Source organism: Bacillus sp. FDAARGOS_1420, from assembly GCF_019344915.1.
Lineage (GTDB): Bacteria > Bacillota > Bacilli > Bacillales > Bacillaceae_G > Bacillus_A > Bacillus_A mycoides.
The window spans coordinates 346293-366602 of sequence record NZ_JAHWJB010000001.1 but is presented as its reverse complement, the minus strand read 5'-3'; the positions used below and the strand labels follow the sequence as shown (position 1 = coordinate 366602).

Annotated in this window: 16 protein-coding genes and 1 pseudogene; 15 read left to right on the top strand and 2 right to left on the bottom strand. The window is 35.0% G+C overall.

The window, feature by feature from the left end; genetic code table 11:
- Positions 1 to 77: 77 nt before the first annotated feature.
- Positions 78 to 1628 carry a glycine betaine transporter OpuD gene (gene opuD, locus I6L50_RS02000; protein ID WP_219300301.1) on the bottom strand — a complete coding sequence of 517 codons (1551 nt, stop codon included), beginning with the start codon at positions 1626 to 1628 and terminating at the stop codon, positions 78 to 80.
- A 270-nt stretch (positions 1629 to 1898) separates the two neighbouring features.
- Here opuD and colA point away from each other — a divergent pair, with 270 nt between their 5' ends.
- The 7 genes and pseudogenes from colA to I6L50_RS01970 all read left to right on the top strand — a co-directional run bounded on the left by colA (position 1899) and on the right by I6L50_RS01970 (position 12028).
- Positions 1899 to 4796, top strand: a complete 2898-nt coding sequence (colA, locus tag I6L50_RS01995) for a collagenase ColA (protein ID WP_219300299.1) — start codon at positions 1899 to 1901, stop codon at positions 4794 to 4796.
- A 246-nt stretch (positions 4797 to 5042) separates the two neighbouring features.
- Complete coding sequence (locus I6L50_RS01990) at positions 5043 to 5591, top strand: NfeD family protein (protein ID WP_219300297.1); 549 nt, start codon at positions 5043 to 5045, stop codon at positions 5589 to 5591.
- 12 nt (positions 5592 to 5603) lie between these two features.
- Entirely contained in the window at positions 5604 to 7178 is a 1575-nt protein-coding gene (locus tag I6L50_RS01985) for a flotillin lipid rafts scaffold protein FloT (protein ID WP_044444436.1), read from the top strand.
- Positions 7179 to 7290: 112 nt separating this feature from the next.
- Positions 7291 to 8478, top strand: a pseudogene (locus I6L50_RS35790) (HAMP domain-containing protein); the annotation flags it as partial.
- Positions 8470 to 9417 (top strand): methyl-accepting chemotaxis protein, encoded by a 948-nt coding sequence (locus I6L50_RS35785; protein ID WP_374108364.1) that lies wholly within the window; start codon positions 8470 to 8472, stop codon positions 9415 to 9417. The pseudogene I6L50_RS35790 and the gene I6L50_RS35785, both read left to right, overlap by 9 nt.
- 308 nt (positions 9418 to 9725) lie before the next feature.
- Positions 9726 to 11336 (top strand): ATP-binding protein, encoded by a 1611-nt coding sequence (locus I6L50_RS01975; RefSeq protein ID WP_219300293.1) that lies wholly within the window; start codon positions 9726 to 9728, stop codon positions 11334 to 11336.
- A complete protein-coding gene (locus I6L50_RS01970; protein ID WP_044444439.1) occupies positions 11336 to 12028 on the top strand; it encodes a response regulator in 693 nt (230 codons plus the stop codon). The genes I6L50_RS01975 and I6L50_RS01970 overlap by 1 nt, the downstream gene beginning before the upstream one ends.
- Before the next feature lie 69 nt (positions 12029 to 12097).
- Here the strand turns inward: I6L50_RS01970 and I6L50_RS01965 are convergent, their stop codons facing one another.
- Positions 12098 to 13402 (bottom strand): CitMHS family transporter, encoded by a 1305-nt coding sequence (locus tag I6L50_RS01965; RefSeq protein ID WP_113937858.1) that lies wholly within the window; start codon positions 13400 to 13402, stop codon positions 12098 to 12100.
- Positions 13403 to 13658: 256 nt separating this feature from the next.
- Here I6L50_RS01965 and I6L50_RS01960 point away from each other — a divergent pair, with 256 nt between their 5' ends.
- The 8 genes from I6L50_RS01960 (at position 13659) to I6L50_RS01925 (ending at position 20284) form a co-directional block, all read left to right on the top strand.
- A complete protein-coding gene (locus I6L50_RS01960) occupies positions 13659 to 13913 on the top strand; it encodes a hypothetical protein (protein WP_113937859.1) in 255 nt (84 codons plus the stop codon).
- A 136-nt stretch (positions 13914 to 14049) separates the two neighbouring features.
- Entirely contained in the window at positions 14050 to 14553 is a 504-nt protein-coding gene (locus I6L50_RS01955; RefSeq protein ID WP_044444442.1) for a nitrous oxide reductase accessory protein NosL, read from the top strand.
- A 289-nt stretch (positions 14554 to 14842) separates the two neighbouring features.
- Positions 14843 to 15715 (top strand): ankyrin repeat domain-containing protein, encoded by an 873-nt coding sequence (locus tag I6L50_RS01950; RefSeq protein ID WP_002029673.1) that lies wholly within the window; start codon positions 14843 to 14845, stop codon positions 15713 to 15715.
- A gap of 170 nt (positions 15716 to 15885) precedes the next feature.
- Positions 15886 to 16566, top strand: coding sequence for a GNAT family N-acetyltransferase (locus I6L50_RS01945; RefSeq protein ID WP_219300291.1), 681 nt, complete (start codon positions 15886 to 15888; stop codon positions 16564 to 16566).
- A gap of 307 nt (positions 16567 to 16873) precedes the next feature.
- Positions 16874 to 17440 carry a glycerol-3-phosphate responsive antiterminator gene (locus tag I6L50_RS01940; RefSeq protein ID WP_002010401.1) on the top strand — a complete coding sequence of 189 codons (567 nt, stop codon included), beginning with the start codon at positions 16874 to 16876 and terminating at the stop codon, positions 17438 to 17440.
- Positions 17437 to 18534, top strand: a complete 1098-nt coding sequence (locus tag I6L50_RS01935; RefSeq protein WP_219300289.1) for an ABC transporter ATP-binding protein — start codon at positions 17437 to 17439, stop codon at positions 18532 to 18534. Before I6L50_RS01940 ends, I6L50_RS01935 begins: the two co-directional genes overlap by 4 nt.
- Positions 18534 to 19466 carry a carbohydrate ABC transporter permease gene (locus I6L50_RS01930; protein WP_113937863.1) on the top strand — a complete coding sequence of 311 codons (933 nt, stop codon included), beginning with the start codon at positions 18534 to 18536 and terminating at the stop codon, positions 19464 to 19466. Before I6L50_RS01935 ends, I6L50_RS01930 begins: the two co-directional genes overlap by 1 nt.
- The gene (locus I6L50_RS01925; RefSeq protein WP_113937864.1) at positions 19463 to 20284 is read left to right on the top strand and encodes a carbohydrate ABC transporter permease; all 822 of its coding nucleotides are present in this window, start codon (positions 19463 to 19465) and stop codon (positions 20282 to 20284) included. Before I6L50_RS01930 ends, I6L50_RS01925 begins: the two co-directional genes overlap by 4 nt.
- Positions 20285 to 20310 lie beyond the last annotated feature (26 nt).

The following is a 20310-nucleotide window of genomic DNA, read 5'->3' as shown; positions in this document are numbered from 1 at the left end:
CTTTGCCGCTCTCAGTAATAACGGATTCAGGACTAATCTGAGGAGCGAATACCCCCATTTAGAAGAGGTGCTAATTGTTACATAACCTTTTTTATCTTTTGCGGAACTTCTTTTGTTTGCGAATTAACATCTTCCTTTCTCAGCTCTTTAAAGAGCGAAGTAACCATAAGGACGACTACGATAGAAAATGGTAGAGCTGCGATTATAGCTGCAATTTGTAGTGCATTTAGTCCTCCTGCTTGTAATAAAATAGCTGCAATTATCGCGATTGTTAATCCCCATATAAGTTTTAAACTGTTTTTCGGTGATAAGCTTCCGTTACTCGTTTGCATTGAAACAACAAATGTTGCCGAGTCGGCAGAAGTAACGAAAAATGTGGCTACTAAAATTAACCCGATAATTGTTAAAAATGTAGAGAATGGTAGGTGTGAAATAACAGCAAATAATCCAATCTCTGTACCATTTTTTGCGATTTCATCAGCTATTCCAAGCGATTGGAACATTTCCATATGGATAGCGGTACCGCCAAATACTGCAAACCAAAATGTACAGATAAGAGTTGGAACTAATACAACTCCAAAAATAAATTCTCTTATTGTGCGCCCTTTAGAAATACGGGCGATGAATGTGCCAACGAATGGAGACCAAGAGATCCACCATCCCCAATAAAAAATAGTCCAGTTTTCAATCCAAGAAGAAGATTTTTCATTAAATGCTCCTAAATTTAATCCCATACTAGGTAAAGCCCCAATATAAGAACCGAGTGTAGATGTGAAATATTTCATAATAAATACAGTTGGTCCTAAAAGTAAAAAGGAGACGAGTAAAATACCTGCAAGAGAGAAATTTAAGTTACTCAAATATTTAATCCCACGATCTAAGCCAGTTTGTGCACTTGTTAAATATAAAACAGCGAAGATGGCGATAAGTACGAGCTGTGTAAGTAAAGTGTTATGAATAGAAGGGAATAAATAGCTTAATCCTCCGGCGATTTGTTGAGCACCGATCCCAACAGATGGCACAATACCGAATACTGTGGCTAAAACAGCTAAAATATCGACTGTTTTTCCGATAGGAGAATTTTTCGATCGATTAAATAATGGAGTAACTGTAGCACCAATTGTGCTACCTTTTTGTTTGCGGAACGTGAAATATGCAATTGTTAAAGCAACCATCGCGTATAGTGACCACGGAAAGAGTCCCCAGTGGAAAAATGAATATTGCATAGCGAGCTTGGCGCTTTCTTCTGTGCCTGCTTTTCCTGTTAATGGATCTGTAAAATGTGAAATCGGTTCAGTAATTCCGTAAAAGAGGAGTCCAATTCCCATTCCTGCCCCAAACAACATGGATAGCCAAGATGGATAACTATACTTTGGTTTTTCTCCATCTTTACTAAGACGAATGGATCCATACTTAGAAAACGCTAAATAAGTAGCTAAAATAAGCATTGAGGTCATAAGTAGAGAGTAAAACCATCCAAATTTATTGAGAATGAATGAGTTTAAAGAAGATGTAACGCTTTGTAAATCATAGCCTTGTATCCAACTTGCCGGGGTAATTCCCCATATGATGAATAATGTTGTTAGCAAGATGGAGATATAGAATACACTGTTCTCTTTTTTTATCATAGAATCCCACCTTTATTTAATAAAGTTAACAATTATATTAATCATAACAATTAAAGGTTTAATTGTCAAAAAATTCGTTTTTTTATCGTGTGTAAAAGGACAGTTTAATCGCTATAGATTCATAATCATTGGAGGTTAGATAAAGGCAAGGGCGTTCACGATATGTACAAAATGTAGGAAGAAATAATATGAAATATTGCATTTTATATTTTTGTATCTGGATTTTATGTTAAATTCTTGGATGGAATATTTAAATAGGGGGACAAGGATATGAACAAGAAATCAAAGATTAATAAAGTTATGCTTAGTATTAGTACAATGGCGCTATCGCTCGGAGCAATTCAAACGAATGTATCAGCAGAAGAAAAGGTACCGTATAATGTATTGCATTCGAAACCAGTTGGAATTGAAAAACCAGTAGATGAGATCGGACACGCTTCTAAAGCCGAGGAAACATTATCATTTCAAGAACGTTTAAAAGTAGGAGATTTTTCACAGCGACCAGCATCTATTACGAAGAACTCGGCAGTAAAGCAAGCTAAAGAAAGCTATTCAATGGCTGATTTAAACAAAATGAATGATCAAGAATTAATTGAAACGTTAGGCAGTATTAAGTGGCACCAAATTACAGACTTATTCCAGTTTAATGAAGATGCAAAAGCCTTTTATAAAGATAACGGAAAAATGCAAGTAATTATAGACGAATTAGCTCATAGAGGTAGTACATTTACGAAAGATGATTCAAAAGGAATTCAAACGTTTACTGAAGTGTTACGTTCAGCTTTTTATCTTGCATTTTATAATAATGAATTAAGCGACTTAAATGAAAGAAGCTTCCAGGACAAATGTTTACCAGCGTTAAAAGCTATTGCGAAAAATCCCAACTTTAAGCTTGGAACAAATGAGCAAGATACAGTCGTATCTGCATACGGAAAATTAATTAGTAATGCATCAAGTGATGTTGAAACGGTGCAATACGCATCGAATATTTTAAAACAATATAATGATAATTTTAATGCATATGTAGACGATCGTATGAAAGGACAAGCTGTATACGATATGATGCAAGGCATTGATTATGATATACAGTCTTACTTAAATGAGGCTCGTAAAGAAGCGAATGAAACGATGTGGTATGGAAAAGTAGATGGGTTTATTAATGAAATAAATCGTATTGCTCTTCTAAATGAAGTAACGCCAGAAAATAAATGGCTCGTTAATAATGGAATTTATTTTGCTAGTCGTTTAGGTAAGTTTCATAGTAATCCAAATAAAGGATTAGAGGTTGTTACACAGGCAATGCATATGTACCCGCGTTTAAGTGAACCGTATTTTGTTGCAGTAGAACAAATTACAACAAACTATAACGGGAAAGATTATAGCGGGAATACGGTAGATTTAGAGAAGATACGTAAGGAAGGAAAAGAGCAATACTTACCAAAAACGTATACATTCGACGATGGATCTATTGTATTTAAAACTGGGGATAAAGTTTCAGAAGAAAAAATTAAGAGATTATATTGGGCTGCGAAGGAAGTAAAAGCGCAATATCACCGCGTAATCGGAAATGACAAGGCTTTAGAACAAGGTAATGCAGACGATGTATTAACGATAGTAATCTATAACACTCCAGATGAATATCAATTAAATAGACAACTGTACGGATATGAAACAAACAACGGTGGGATTTATATTGAAGAGACAGGCACATTCTTTACATATGAGCGTACGCCAGAGCAAAGTATTTATAGTTTAGAAGAGTTATTCCGTCATGAGTTTACTCATTATCTTCAAGGGAGATATGAAGTTCCCGGTTTATTTGGAAGAGGAGATATGTATCAAAATGAAAGATTAACTTGGTTCCAAGAAGGGAATGCAGAATTTTTCGCAGGATCTACTCGTACAAATAACGTTGTACCAAGAAAGAGCATAATTAGTGGATTATCATCTGATCCTGCAAGCCGTTATACAGCAGAGCGTACACTATTTGCTAAATATGGTTCTTGGGATTTCTATAACTACTCGTTCGCATTGCAGTCTTACTTATATACTCATCAATTTGAAACGTTTGATAAAATTCAAGATTTAATTCGTGCGAATGATGTGGGAAATTATGATACGTATCGTGAGACTTTAAGTAAAGATTCTAAGTTAAATCAAGAGTATCAAGAGTATATGCAGCAGCTAATTGATAATCAAGATAAGTACAATGTGCCGGAAGTAGCAGATGATTATTTAGCTGAACATGCACCAAAAGCACTAACAGAAGTGAAGAAAGAAATTAGTGAAACGTTGTCTATGAAAGATACAAAAATGACAAAGCATACATCTCAATTCTTTAATACATTTACATTAGAAGGCACATTTACAGGTAGTGTAACAAAAGGTGAGTCAGAAGACTGGAAAGCAATGAGTAAAAGAGTAAATGAGGCTTTAGAACAATTGACGCAAAAAGAATGGAGTGGCTACAAAACTGTTACAGCATATTTCGTCAATTACCGTGTGAATAGCTCTAATCAATTTGAATATGATGTAGTCTTCCACGGTATCGCAAAAGATGACGGAGAAAATAAAGCTCCGACGGTTAATGTAAACGGACCTTATAACGGGCTTGTAAAAGAAGGAATTCAATTCAAAAGTGATGGGTCAAACGATGAAGATGGAAAAATCGTTTCTTATTTATGGGACTTCGGGGATGGAAGTACAAGTACAGAAGTTAATCCAGTACATGCATATGAAAGAGAAGGAACTTATAAAGTGGCGTTAGTAGTAAAAGATGATAAAGGAAAAGAGAGTAGAAGCGAAACAACTGTTACAATTAAAGATGGAAGTGTAACAGAATCAGAACCAAATAATCGTCCAGAAGAAGCAAATCGTATTGGGTTAAACACTACTATAAAAGGTAGCCTTATCGGTGGGGATCACACCGATGTTTATACATTTAATGTCGCATCAGCGAAAGATATCGATATTTCTGTTTTAAATGAGTATGGAATCGGGATGACATGGGTACTTCACCATGAATCAGATATGCAAAATTACGCAGCTTACGGTCAAGCTAATGGAAATCATATAGAAGCAAAATTTAATGCAAAACCAGGTAAGTATTACTTGTATGTATATAAATATGATAATGGTGATGGAACATACACATTATCAGTAAAATAAGTACTCTTCCAATGTATGTTTAACTTTACTTTTTGTGGAAAATAGTATATTATATAGATATACAATATATCGGTTATTTACTAGGAGGAGCCTGTCACAATAGGTTTCTCCTGTTCTTTTTTAGAGACCTGTCTTACAGGTTTTTCTTTAAAAAGTAAATAACTGAAAATTAAGATTAATATTTTTTGAAAGAGGTGGGGCATACACATAACAAAAAAGGGATTGTTTAAGAAAGGGGGATAAGAAATGGTCTTGTTTGGTTATCCACTTGAAACAATTTATTTATACGGATTCATAATTGCATCTATACTTACTGTCATTTATATCTTCTTTGGAGATATATTTGAATCAATATTTAGTTTTGGTGGAGGATCTGTATCCGTTGTAACTTTATTACTTAGTTTTTTTGCAATGTTATGTGGATTTAGTTATATAGGAGAATATTTATATTCTTATAATAGTCTCGTTATTTTCGGGTCCTCATTTGCTATATCTTTTATCGGTGTTTTCATAATGAAAATACTAATTTTAAAACCAATTGCAGAAGCGGAACAAAATACTGTGCAACGTATGGATGAATTCATTGGTTGCAAGGGGGAAGTCATTACGACAATTCCTACAGAAGGGTTTGGTGAAGTATTAATCTCATCTCAATTTGGAAGTAATGCAATACCAGCGAAAACAATTGGGAAAAAAGATATTTCACAAGGAACCGAGGTCATTATTGAGGGAGTTCAAGATGGTGTTTTACTTGTACAAAACATTGCTTATTCTTTAAAAAAACCAAAATTATAAGGGGGAATTTACATGACGATTCCATTAATTATCGGTGGAGTTTTACTCGCAATTTTACTTTTACTCATTTTAGTATTTATTACGAAGTATCGTACAGTTGGCCCGGACGAAGCATTAATTGTAACAGGGAACTGGCTTGGTGGTGGAAAGAATGTCGTTACCACTGATGATGGAAAGAAGATTAAGATTATCCGCGGTGGTGGTACTTTCGTTGTTCCAATTATGCAACGAGCAGAACTTCTTAGCTTATTAAACTACAAATTAGAAGTTGGAACACGTGATACGTATACGAAACAAGGTGTACCGATTACAGTAAACGGTGTTTCTATTATTAAAGTAGGATCGACAATTGAAGAAGTTTCTACAGCAGCTGAACAATATTTAGGAAAAGAAACGGAAGAGTTAAAAGTAGAAGCAAAAGAAGTTTTAGAAGGGCATCTACGTGCTATTTTATCTTCTATGACAGTAGAAGATGCTTATAGTAATAGAGAGCAATTCGCACAAAAGGTGCATGAAGTGGCTTCTACTGATTTGAAGAAGATGGGACTTCGCATCGTTTCCTTTACAATTAAAGAAATAATGGATAAAAACGGTTACTTAGATGCACTTGGTCAGCCGCAAATTGCAATGGTTAAGCGTGATGCAACAGTTGCAAATGCAGAGCGTGAAAAAGAGGCACGAATTGAAAAAGCTCGTGCTGAGAAAGAAGCAAAAGAAGCAGAATATCAACGTGATGCACAAATCGCTGAAGCTGAAAAACATAAGGAATTAAAAGTACAATCTTATAAGAGGGACCAAGAACAAGCTCGTGCAGATGCAGATCTTTCTTACGAATTACAACAAGCGAAAGCGCAACAAGGTGTTACAGAAGAGCAAATGCGAGTTAAAATCATTGAGCGTGAAAAGCAAATTGAGTTAGAAGAAAAAGAGATTGCGCGTCGTGAAAAGCAATACGATGCAGAAGTAAAGAAAAAGGCAGATGCAGATCGCTATGCTGTTGAACAATCAGCTGAAGCGGAAAAAGTAAAACAAATGAAAAAAGCAGATGCGGATCAATATAAAATTGAAGCAGAAGCAAGAGCACGTGCAGAAGAAGTTCGTGTAGAAGGTTTAGCAAAAGCAGAAATTGAAAAAGCACAAGGTCAGGCAAAGGCAGAAGTACAAAAGGCGCAAGGTACAGCGGAAGCAGATGTTATTAGGTTAAAAGGTTTAGCAGAAGCAGAAGCGAAACAAAAAATTGCAGAAGCATTTGAATTATATGGGCAAGCCGCGATTATGGATATGGTTCTTAAAATGCTTCCAAGTTATGCGAAAGAAATTGCGAGTCCGCTTAGCAACATTGATAAAATTACAGTCGTTGATACAGGCGGTGGTGGAAAGAATAGCGGCGCCGGGAAAGTTGCAGGGTATGCGACCGATTTAATGGCAACAATGCAAGAAACTTTAAAAGCCTCTTCTGGTATTGATTTAAAAGAATTACTAGAAGGATTCGCTGGAAAAGGTGCCGTGCAGCAACTATCAAACGATAAACCTGTCGTATCTGTAGTAGAAGATGAGAAGAAAGAAATAAACAAAGATAAAGAATAGCAAGATGAAAAGAACCTCTAGTAAATGGGATACTAGAGGTTCTTTCGTGAAATGTAATATTTCGAATAATGTACATTTTTATATATTGTTTTAATTATTTAAATTCTATAGAATGAAAAAGGTATGTAACAATACTTTAAATGTAGAGAAAGATGAGGGAAAAGAGAAAGAGGGTCTCATCAATACATTTAAATCGCATGATTTGTATAAAGAGATTAAATGTAAAACAATTGCATTTAAAACGGTATGGAGGGGTAGGAATATGTTTCAAGGAAAATTAAGGAGTAGAAGCTTAAAAACAAAGTTACTTGTATCATTTATTATTATTTTAATTTTTCCAAGTATTGTAATTGGTTGGACGTCTTATCAGCAGGCGAAGAAAAATTTTAATGAGACAATTTTGCAATCAGCAAAAGATAACGTGAAGGTTTTAAATAATGTAATTAATAAAGAGTTAGATAGTAAGAAAGTAGACGCAGCATATTTTACAAAATTATTCACTGGAGCGAGTTATCAAGCAGATCAGCTTCAAAACGTGCAAAATAAATTAGAAGAATATAATAAATTACATCCAGAAATGGAAGCAATATATACTGGATCTAGTAATGGGCAATTTATTCAATCACCGGCAATTCAAATGCCAGAAGGGTATAATCCTACAGAAAGAGATTGGTATAAAGAGGCAGTGAAAAAAAGTGGTGAAGTAATTATCACAGCTCCATATAAATCAAAAACGACAGGAAATATTGTTGTTACAATAGCAAAACAAAATGAAGATAAAAGTGGCGTTATCGGTATTGATTTAATTATTAATGATATTGTAAATACTTCAAAAATGGTTAATATCGGTAAAGAAGGGTATGTTGCAATTTTTGATCAGGATAAAAATGTGGTAGCACATCCAACGCTGAAGCCAGGGGAAAAGGTAGAAGAGAAACTTGAAAAGGAACTGTATAAACAAGAAACAGGTGATTTTCAATTTTCATTAGATGGCGAGGATCGCAATATCACTTTTAAAACAAATAAGCAAACCGGATGGAAAATAGCAGGAATTATGCCTTCAAAAGAAATAATTGAAGCGGCTGAACCTATTTTCTATAAAACATTAACTGTTATTGGTATCTCATTAATAATTGGTGGGATTGTAATTTACTTCATAATCGCATCTATTATTAAACCGTTAAAACAACTTGTTATATCAGCGAGGAAAATTAGCGAAGGTGACTTAACGGAGTCAATTACTGTTCGTTCAAGAGATGAAATTGGTCAGTTAGGTGAAAGCTTTAATGAGATGGCGGCATCATTACATGATGTAATTTCAAATATTAATATTTCAGCTGGTCATGTAGCAGCTTCTTCGGAAGAATTAACAGCTAGTATGAAGCAAGCAAGTGAAGCGACGGAACAAATTACAAGGGCGATGGAACAAGTATCGAGTGGGGCAGAAATACAAACGCGGGAAGTTGAAGAAGGAGCGACTTTGTTAGAAGAAGTTACAGAAGGAATTCAGCGTGTTGCGGATAGCTCTTCATTAGTGTCCACAGCATCTATGTATACGAAGCAAAAAGCTGAAGGTGGTGGAAAGTTAGTTGAACAAACTGTGAATCAAATGCAATTAATTCATGAGTCTGTGTCACAGTCAGACGAAGTCATTTCTTTATTAGATGATAAGTCGAAGCAAATTGGAGCTATTCTAGAAGTGATTCAACATATTGCACAGCAGACAAACTTATTAGCATTAAATGCTGCAATTGAGGCTGCAAGAGCTGGAGAGCAAGGAAGAGGTTTTGCAATTGTAGCAGATGAAGTACGTAAACTAGCGGAACAATCGGGACAGTCTTCTACGGAAATTGGAAAGTTAGTGAAAGAGATACAATTTGATATAAAAGAAACTGTAAGTTCTATGAATCAAGTTGGGACAGAGGTACAGTCAGGGCTTGTAGTTGCAAATGAGGCGAAGCAAAGCTTTGTAGAAATATTGAAATCTACAAATGATACAGTTGTACAAATTGATAGTATGGTAGATGTAGCGAAGCGAATGACGATAGATACAAAACAAGTAAGTGCATCTATTAATGAAATTGCAGCAACGATTGAAGAAAATGCAGCAAGCGTTCAAAATATTGCTGGCTCCTCTGAAGAACAAGTAGCTTCAGTAGAAGAAATAAATTCAGCAGCAGTTCACTTATCGCGAATGGCTGAAGAATTACAAGAGATGATTGGTAAATTTAAAGTGTAATAACAAGCATTAAGAAACGAGGTAGTAATTTTACTTCGTTTCTTTTTTTATCCCGCTATTTGTGGGCAGTAAAACTCCCACCTCATAATTCGGCTGGAGCAAAGAAGTTAGGTGGGAGTCGGGCGGCCCGTAGATGCCCGATTGGTGAAGGCTAATAATCAGTGGGGGAGGAACAAAACCCCCACTGATTAAAGTTTCACTTTATGAAGATAAAGATAAAGAAATATATAGTAACCGTGTTATGATAAAAGGTGATAATTGAAAAGACTGTATTTTCTTTAAATTCTATCTTTAGCCATGTTAGGGGAATGATTTTGAAATTGAAGAAATTGAAACTGCAACCGAGAATTACATTAACTATTAGTACACTTATTCTTGCTGTACTGCTGTTAACGAGTTATTTATTTTACTACATATTATCTGAAACAGTAGAAGACCAAATCGGAAAAAGAGCGCTGCATGTTGCGAAAACAGTTGCTGCTATACCGGAAATCGGGGAAGCTTTTCAAAAAGAAAATCCAGCTTCTATTATTCAGCCAATTGCAGAAAAAATTCGAATCGAAACAGATGCTGATTTTATTGTAGTTGGAAATAAAGATGGTATTCGTTATGCGCATCCTAAGCGAGATAAAATAGGAGAGAGAATGGTTGGCGGAGATAATGAAGGGGTTCTATTAGAAGGGGAATCTTATGTTTCGAAAGCAACGGGATCATTAGGGCCTTCACTACGTGGAAAAGTACCGATTCGTAATCAGGATAATGAAATTATTGGTGTAGTATCTGTTGGTTTTTCAATGGATGATATTCATGGAGCGATAGAAGTGTATGGAAAGCGTGTGTTTTGGATTACAATAACAGGTCTGTTAATTGGGATAATGGGCTCTGTATATTTAGCAAAAAGTATTAAGCGGATGATGTTTGGAATGGAGCCAGAAGAAATTTCATCTTTATACGAGGAGCATAGTACAGTTATTCAATCTGTACGTGAAGGGATTGTAGTAATCGATAAAAATGGAATGGTTAGTTTAGTAAATCAAGCGGCATACGATATCCTTTCTTTAGATAAACAACAAAATATAATGGGAGAATTTATTTTAGATGTTATTCCTAATTCATCGATACTGGATGTGCTTCAAACCGGAGAAGAACAATTTGATCGCCAATTAAATATAAAGGGGCAGGATGTTATTGCCAATCGCCTACCTATTAAAGTTAATAATAAAGTAACTGGTGTAGTATCCAGCTTGCGCTTGAAATCTGAAATGGATCAATTAACAGCGGAATTATCTCAAACACGGCAATATACAGAGGCATTACGGGCGCAAACACACGAATATAACAATTTGTTGTATACGCTTTCAGGTCTTATTCAATTAGAGTCTTATGAAGATGCTTTAGAGCTTATTCATAAGGAAACGGCAGTATATCAAGAGTTCGTTCAATTTATTATGAAACGAATTCAAAATCCATGGTTAGGTGGGATTTTAATTGGATTTTATAATAGGGCGCGAGAGTTGAAGATTGATTTTATGTTAGATCGGGAAAGTAGTTTAGAAGAGTTAAGTCCGCATATTGAGAGTAATTACGTTGTTTCTATTTTAGGGAATTTGATTACGAATGCATTTGAAGCAATTGAAAGAAATCACGAGCATAATAAGAAAGTAAGAATGTTTGTAACAGACATTGGGGAAGAAATATTAATTGAAGTAGAAGATTCAGGACAAGGTGTTCATGATGAAATAATTACAAGTATATTCTATAAAGGTTTTTCGACGAAAGTGGGCGAAAAACGTGGGTATGGATTAGCAAAAGTGAAAGAGTTAGTAGAAGATTTAAACGGGAGTATTGCGATTGAAAAAGGGGATTTAGGTGGTGCTTTATTTATCATTGCATTACCGAAAGAGAGAGGCGAATTGTAATGAATGAGGGGATTGAAGTATTAATTGTAGAAGATGATATTCGGATTGCGGAAATTCATCGTCGTTTTACGGAAAAAATTGAGGGGTTTAAAGTAATTGGAACAGCAACGACTGGAGAACAGGCGAAGGAATGGTTAGAATTTGTAAAGCCACAACTCGTTTTATTAGATGTATATTTACCTGACATGCAAGGGACAGAACTCGTCACATATATTAGGCATAATTTGCATGATACAGATATTATTATGATCACAGCCGCATCAGAGACGGATGTAGTGCGGCATGCTTTACGAGGCGGGGTAACAGATTATATCGTAAAGCCACTTACATTTGATCGGTTTAAAACAAGTTTAGAAAGTTATCAAAAGAAGATTACGAAGTTAAAGAAAAATGCTCAATTATCTTCAGAACAGATTGAACATCTATGGTCCCAAAGAGGGGTACAGGCAAATCCAATAGAATATGCGCCAAAAGGAATCGACCCTTTAACGTTAGCAAAAATAAAAAAGCATATGCTAACTATTAATGAAGAGGGAATTACTGCAGAGATACTAAGTTCAATGGTAGGTGTAAGCCGATCAACTGCAAGGCGCTATTTAGAGTATTTGATCTCTGGAAAGAAAGTGCATGCGGAGCTTATATATGGAAGTGTGGGAAGGCCAGAAAGAAGGTATTTCCGCGTTTCTTCATAGGGGATTTTTACAACAATAAAAACAGTAGAGGATTATTACATTTCCTCTACTGTTTTTTCTAGTTTCATCTTATATTGGAATAATTCCAATTACAATTCCAGTAATCAACATAACCATTGTCGTTCCAACAGCCCAAAGTAAAGTGAATCGTTGGTGTTCACCAAAATCAACCTTGGCCATTCCGACTAATAAATAAGTGGAAGCAACGAGGGGACTCAGTAAGTGAACAGGTTGACCGAGTAACGAAGCACGTCCCATTTCTGCTGCACTAATTCCGTAAGCAGCGGCAGCTTTTGTTAAAATAGGTAGTACACCGAAGTAAAAAGCATCATTGGACATGAAAAATGTGAACGGCATACTAAGAAGAGCTGTAATAATTGGTAGTTGTGGTCCAAGAGCATCTGGTATAAGAGTCACTACACTTTGAGCCATTGCATCTACCATTTTTGTCCCTGATAGAATACCAGTGAAAATTCCAGCGGCAAATACGAGAGAAACAACCGCTAATACGTTTCCAGCGTGAGAAGCAATACGTTCTTTTTGTTGTTCCAAGCTTGGATAATTAATCATCACCGCAATAGCAAAAGCGACTGTAAATAACACAGGTAACGGCATGATTTCTAGTATGAGACAGACGAGTAGGGCAACAGTTAATAAAAAGTTAATCCATAGCAGTTTCGGGCGTTTATGTATTTCAGCTTCGACTGTCGCAGCTTGCTCATCCATTGTTTGCATGTGTTTTAAATATTGGACATCCATAATTCCTAAACGTTTCCTTTCTTTTTTTCCAAGATAGTAGGCAACGAAAACTACCCAAATTGCACCAGCAATCATTCCTGGTATAAGTGGTGTGAAGAGCTCTGATGCATCAAGTCCAAGAGCACTCATAACCCGAGCAGTTGGTCCACCCCAAGGTGTAAGATTGGTAACACCTGCCCCTAACATAACAACCCCAGCTAATATAAGTGGATTCATCCCAAGACGTTTATATAGTGGATACATTGCGGAAACTGTAATCATATATGTTGTTGTTCCGTCACCATCTAATGAAACGATAATAGTAAGAATAGCTGTACCAACAACAATTTTTAAAGGATCACCTTTTACAAATTTTAAAATTTTACTAATAACAGGATCGAATAAACCGCTATCAATCATAATTCCGAAATATAAAATGGCGAACATAAGCATAATACCAGTAGGTGCTAGCTTTTGAATTCCTTCTAACATCATCGGGCCCATATTGGCATAAAAGCCACCAATTAATGCGAAAATAATTGGAACTAATATTAATGCTACTAATGCAGACATACGTTTCGTCATAATCAAAAACATAAAGACAAATACCATTGTAAATCCGAGTAATGCTAACATGTAATCTCCCCCTCCAAAAAAATGATTACGCTTTCAAAATAAAATAAAAATTCAGATAAAAGGTTTTTTGTTTATAATAAAAGGTTCAATTGGAATGGTAAATAATTTGAAAAATAACATCATTAGAAGCATAATCTTTATTTTGATCATTTTGTTCACAGGGTAATTTTGAATTTTTAAAAAGATAAATGCCTGTATGCAAGAATGGTAGAATAAGATGGAAATAGCGAAGCGTGAAGTAGGGAGTAGATTTTGAATGCAAACAAGAATAGAAGAAATTTATAGTTCGTGTAAAGGAAAAGTAGAGGAGATTTTTATTAATGAATCCTCTTACGTATATGAATGGGAAAAATTAATGATGATTCGAAAGCACGATGGTGAGCTTGAGAAAATCGGGGTAGGGATCAGTGGGAATATAAGGTTAGTAAATGTAGAAGTTGGACAAAACATTGATACGGACACATTATTAGTTAAGTTAGAAGATGATTTATTAATTACTGGTTGTGAATGATGAGAGATGTGTAGAAGTAACTGCACATCTCTTTTTTGTTCCATATATTACAAAAAGAACATTGTTTTTTCACAAATCTCACACAACCTTTTGGTATTCTTTTCGTGGAGTATACGGTTTCTAGGGAGGAATATTGATGAAAGTAAAATATGTCGTACTTGCTATATGTTTATGTTTCATATTTACGATAGTAGGATGTGGGAAAAAAGAACTAACAGCTGTTGCGATTAATGAGAAAAATGATAAGTGTGACATTTGCCAAATTGGGGTAATCGATAATCAATTCGCAACCGAAATTATTTTAGAAAATGGAAAAGCATTAAAGTTTGATGATATTGGTTGCATGTATAAATGGATGGAGATCAATTCAGGTGAAAAGACGAAAGAAAAATTTGTTCGAGATTATGATTCGAAAGATTGGGTTTCGTTGGAAGATGCTACTTACGTATATGATAAAACAATAACGACACCGATGGCTTATAATGTCATTTCATTTAAAAATAAAAAAGATGCAGAGAGTTTTGTATCTAACTATAAGGGGAAAGTTCTTTCGTATAAAGAGTTATCAGAGCATAAATGGGAAATGAATAAAGAGATGATGGGAAAACCGAAAACAGGGAATCACGGTGGGCATCATTAATAATAGAAAAAGACAACTATATAGTTGTCTTTTTCTATTATTACTCAGGTGCAAATATAGAAAAGGTGTAAAAATTTTAGAAGAACGGTTACAATGGAATATAGTAACCTAAAGCAATCATTTATGTACTTTTTAGAAATGTATACAAATGCGGTAAAAACGTGCTAAACTAATTGCTTCATAATGTTAATGATGAGGCCATCAGGCGTATCATTCCAATAGGTTGAGAAACATAGTATAAGTTTAAGATAATCCGATTAAAGAAGGAATCTAAAGGGCTTATGGATAAATGTACTCAAGAAGAGTTATTGTATGTGATGGAGGAATGGTTAAGAAAACATTATCTTTCATAGGAGCTGTAGTTGTGAGAAAACAAAAAATTTTATTATGTATGTTATTAGGACTTTTAATGACGGTAGTGGCTTGCGATAAGCAAGAAGAGCCAGAATCAAAACCGGTTCATGTGAAAAACGAAAAGAAAAAAGAGAAGCATAAAGAACAGGAAGAATCTAAAGAAGAAAAAAGTATAAATTTAATGGACAAACAGTTGCTACTTTCTGCGACGCTTGGAGACACAGAAACAGCTATGAAGCTGATCCAAGATGGAGCGAATATCAATGTAGAAGGTGACAACGGAGAAACGCCTGTCCTTGCAGCGACGTATCAAAATCATGTAGAGACAGTTAAAGCATTAATTGATGCGGGTGCTGATATTGAAATTCAAGACGAAAAACAAAGCAATCCATTTCTTTATGCAAGTAGAGAAGGATATACGGATATTGTAAAAGTATTAATTAATGCAGGAGTTAATACGAAGGAAACGACTAAGTCAGGTGGAACAGCACTTATTTCTGCATCTGAGCGTGGCCATGTAGAGGTTGTTAAAGAATTATTAGAGCATACAGATATTGATGTGAATTATAAGAATGAACGTGGTGGAACAGCTTTATTAGAAGCAATTGTATTAGGAAATGGTAGTGAAAGTCATAAGAAAGTAATTCAAATGCTTATTGACCACGGGGCAGATGTAAATATGGCCAATAAGGAAAATATTACGCCGCTGCAATATGCTGAAAAAAGAGGTTTTAAAGATATTGCGAATATGTTGAGGATAGCTGGAGCGAATGAAGTAGTACAGCCGCAACCACAACTGGCGGAATAACAAGCTGAAGAAATAAGAAGCACGAAATAATCCCATTTAGATAGACAGAATGAAGAAGTCATTTTAGTATGATGGATTCAGTAATGTGTATTTAAATGGGATTTTTGTTTTTAAAAAATGGATGGATGCTATATCGAGAAGGCTACAAATAGTAATTAAGGAGGGTATAAATGCGATTTTCAGAACTTGAGTTAATAGCAATTCAGGCAGAAGTTTTATTTGTTCATAATCAAGTAGGAAGAATAAAGTGTGTAAATGAAAATGGAAATCTGAAAGCACCACGTTTTTTTCTTAGCAGAACTCGTGAAGGGAATATAACGAGGTATCATTATAAACTGCATGATGAAATGATAAGTAAGATTGAGAAATTAATTCGAGAATGCTCAAATCACATTGAGATAGCAAAGATCATTAAAGTATTAAATGAAGAGAGAACGGTGGAGAATATTTGGGTGGGTCCTGCTTTCATGTTCCCTAATAATTTACATAAGCCAACTAGAACAATACAAATAACAGAGAAGAATAAAGAGCTTTTGCGAGAAAATTTTTCTAATCTAATAGAACAGATGGAATGGAGGCAACCTTATTTTGCAATTGTAAAAAATGAAAAGGTAGTTTCTATATGTTGCAGTGCCAGAAGTACGCCCGTAGCTGCTGAGGCAAGTGTGGAAACTTTAGTGGAGTTTCAAGGGAATGGATATGGTGCTGATGTCGTTACAGCCTGGGCACTATCAATACAAGAGGAAAAGCGCATTCCGCTTTATAGTACTTCTTGGGATAACTTTGCTTCGCAAGCAGTGGCAAGAAAACTAGAATTGATTAATTATGGAATGAATTTGCATATCACTTAAATTTTAAACACAGTTGTTTGCTGTTGGAGTTTATTCGTATATCTAGATTATTGTAAAAGTGATATGGTGAATATTAACATTCGATTAACATCTAATTAACAATTTATCAAAACTGACTTAATAAATGCGTAATATAGTAAAGGTAACAAAATAACTAGGGTAGAGAACATTTGAGAACACCCGCTTACATATAACGTGCCGCTTTCTTAAGTGTGCTCTATTCCCTAGAGTTCAAATAAGGAGAAAGGTGTTCTATGTAAGTAGGTGTTTTTAGTTTGGATAAAAATAGAAAAGCTAGGTGGAATAAATGTTTAAAGAACCTTATATTGCGATGATAAAGGATTGGAAAGGGTACAAAACATACAAAAAATTACCGAAAACAGTTTTTCTTATGACTGGTTCAATGCTGGAGTTACCAGAGCGTGTATATGAACTACAGAAACATGGACACGATGTATTTCTTCATTGTGATTTTATACAAGGCTTAAATACGAACACAGAGGAAGCACTTTTATATATTCAAGATGTTATCGGAGCACAAGGTATTATTTCGACAAAGGGATCGACAATTCGAAATGCCAATAAAATTGGATTGAAAACGATTCAACGCATTTTTATTGTTGATACTTTATCTCTTACAAAATCAATTGAAAATTGTAAAACGACTAAACCGAATGCAGTAGAGATTATGCCTGGCATTATGCCTTCTATTATTAAACAGCTAGCGGAGGAAATAAAATTCCCTATTATTGCAGGTGGGCTGATTCAAACGCGAGAGGATGCAGAAATCGCAATTCGTGCAGGAGCAAGTGCAATTTCAACGAGTCATTATGAAGTGTGGATACAAGAAGAAAAAAGGAGTGCAACCTTGTGATTGAATTGAAAAATGTTTCAAAGGTATATAAAAATGCGGAAGAGACAGCAGTTAAAGACGTATCAGTTCATATTAAAAGAGGAGAATTTTTTGTTTTAGTTGGACCTTCAGGATGTGGAAAAAGTACATTATTACGAATGCTGGCTGGTTTAGAAGAAATTTCTTCGGGAGATTTAATTATTAATGAACATGTTGCAAATGATTTAGAGCCGAAAGACCGTAATCTATCAATGGTATTTCAAAATTATGCGTTATACCCACATTTATCTGTAGAAGAAAATATTTTATTTGGACTTAAGGTAAGAAAAGTACAGAAAGAAGAACGACAAAAACGATTGATGGAAGCTGTTGAGATGGTAGGGTTGAAGGAATATGTCAAAATGAAGCCTGGGCAACTATCAGGTGGGCAAAGACAGCGTGTTGCACTTGCTAGGGCCATCGTCAGTCAAGCACCGATTTGTTTAATGGATGAACCACTTTCGAATTTAGATGCGAAATTACGTGCACAGATGAGGATTGAAATTAGAGAAATTCAGCAACGATTAGGAATTACGATGATTTACGTTACTCACGATCAAATAGAAGCAATGACTATGGGAGATCGTATTATGGTTTTAAATAAAGGAACTATACAACAAGTTGGAACACCGCTTGATATATATAACGAACCAGCAAACGAATTTGTTGCAAGTTTTATAGGTTCTCCTTCTATGAATATAAATGATGGGGAAGTGGATAAAGAAAAAGGCATATTACATATAGGGCAATTGCAAATTCCATTATCTATTGGACAGTTAAAGCAATTACCAGAAGGAATAATTCGAATCGGCATGCGTCCTGAGCATATTGCATTGTCTGAGGAAGGACAAGAAGTTACGCTGCAATCTGTAGAAGTATTAGGGAATGAATCTATATTAAACTTTGCGGTAAATGGAACAACTTGGAGTGCGAAAGTCATCGGACAGTTACTCCTGAATAAAGGTGACAAAGTAAAATTATTATTCTCGCAAGAAAAACTATGCTTCTTTCACCAAAATACGAATGAAAGATTAAAAGTGGTAGCTGAAGAAGAGTTGAAAGTGGTGGCGAAATAATGATTGAAGTAGGTAAGTTACCAGTTCAAACAACAGTGTCAAAAAAGAAGAGTTTATGGGGCAGAACGAAAGATTTAAGAATAGGATTATTGTTTTTGGCGCCATCTATTTTGTTATTTTCAATTTTTCTTTTCTATCCATTGTTTAGGACGATCTACTATAGCTTTTATTTAACAGATATACACGGAGAAGCTAATCTTTTCGTTGGCTTAGAAAATTATCAATATTTATTTTCGGATCCTGCTTTCTACAAAAGTATAAAGTCAACTTTATTATTTGTTTTATATACAGTGCCTACTAGCATTGTATTCGCCTTATTTCTTGCATTAATTGCAAATGAAAAAGTAAGAGGGATCGGGTTATTCCGAGTACTGTTTTCTTCAACGATGGGAATATCAGTAGCTGCTAGTGCAGTGATTTGGCTATTTTTATTTCATCCAAGTGTAGGGTTATTTAATAATATATTAGCCTCTATGAATCTTCCTGCAATCGCATGGTTAACGAGTCCAGAATGGGCACTGTTTTCTGTATCGGTTACAACGGTTTGGGTGAATACAGGATTTGCATTTTTAGTTATATTAGGTGGTTTACAAAATATTGATACGTCTTTATATGAGAGTGCATCTATAGATGGTGCTAGTTATTTATATAAGCTTCGCCGCGTCACATTACCGATGCTATCACCAACTTTATTCTTTATCGTGACAGTAACGTTAATTAGTGCGTTCCAAAGCTTTGGACAAATTGATATTTTAACGCACGGTGGACCGAATGATGCAACGAATTTAATTGTGTATTCAATTTATAAAGAGGCATTTGTGAATCATCAATTTGGAACAGCAAGTGCACAAGCTATGGTATTATTTATTTTCATTTTCATTGCTACATTACTTCAATTTAAGTTTGCTGAGAGAAAGGTGCATTATAAATGATCGTTAAACAGTGGAAACAAAATTTCCTATTATACATGCTGCTCATTATTAGTGCAGTAATGGTGTTTTTTCCTGTACTGTATGCGTTTTTAATAAGCTTTATGACACCAGACGATATTCAAATGAGAAGGTTATTTCCAACTCAATTTACTTTTGATAATTTCATTAATATTTTTCAAAAAGTACCTCTTTTTACATACTTATATAACAGTTTAATTGTATCGACAGTTGTTATGCTTGGACAACTTATCGTATCCAGTTTAGCAGCTTATGCTTTTGTTTTTCTTCAGTTTAAAGGTAGAAACTTAATTTTCTTCTTGTTTATTTCAACAATGCTTATTCCGTGGGAAGCAACGATGGTACCGAACTTTTTAACGATTCAAAACTTCGGATGGATTAATAGTTTTGCTGGGATGACGGTGCCGTTTTTTGCAACAGCTTTCGGTATTTTCTTACTACGTCAACATTTTATGACGCTTCCGAATGAACTGAAAGAAGCTGCTTTTATTGAAGGTATTGGAAATGTAAGGTTTTTATTCAGCGTAGTAATGCCGTATTGTAAAACGAGTTTTATTACTCTTGGAGTATATAGCTTTTTAACAACGTGGAATATGTATTTGTGGCCGCTTTTAGTAACCACTGATGAAAAAGTAAGAACGGTTCAAATTGGTGTAAAGCAGCTTCAATCTCAAGAAGTTGCAACTGATTGGGGCAGTGTAATGGCCGGTGTTACGGTTATCGTCATTCCAACATTGATTTTATTATTTTTAGGGCAAAAGCAATTACAAAAAGGATTAACAAAAGGTGCAATTAAATAAGCATACATAGGAAAAGGTGGGATTGA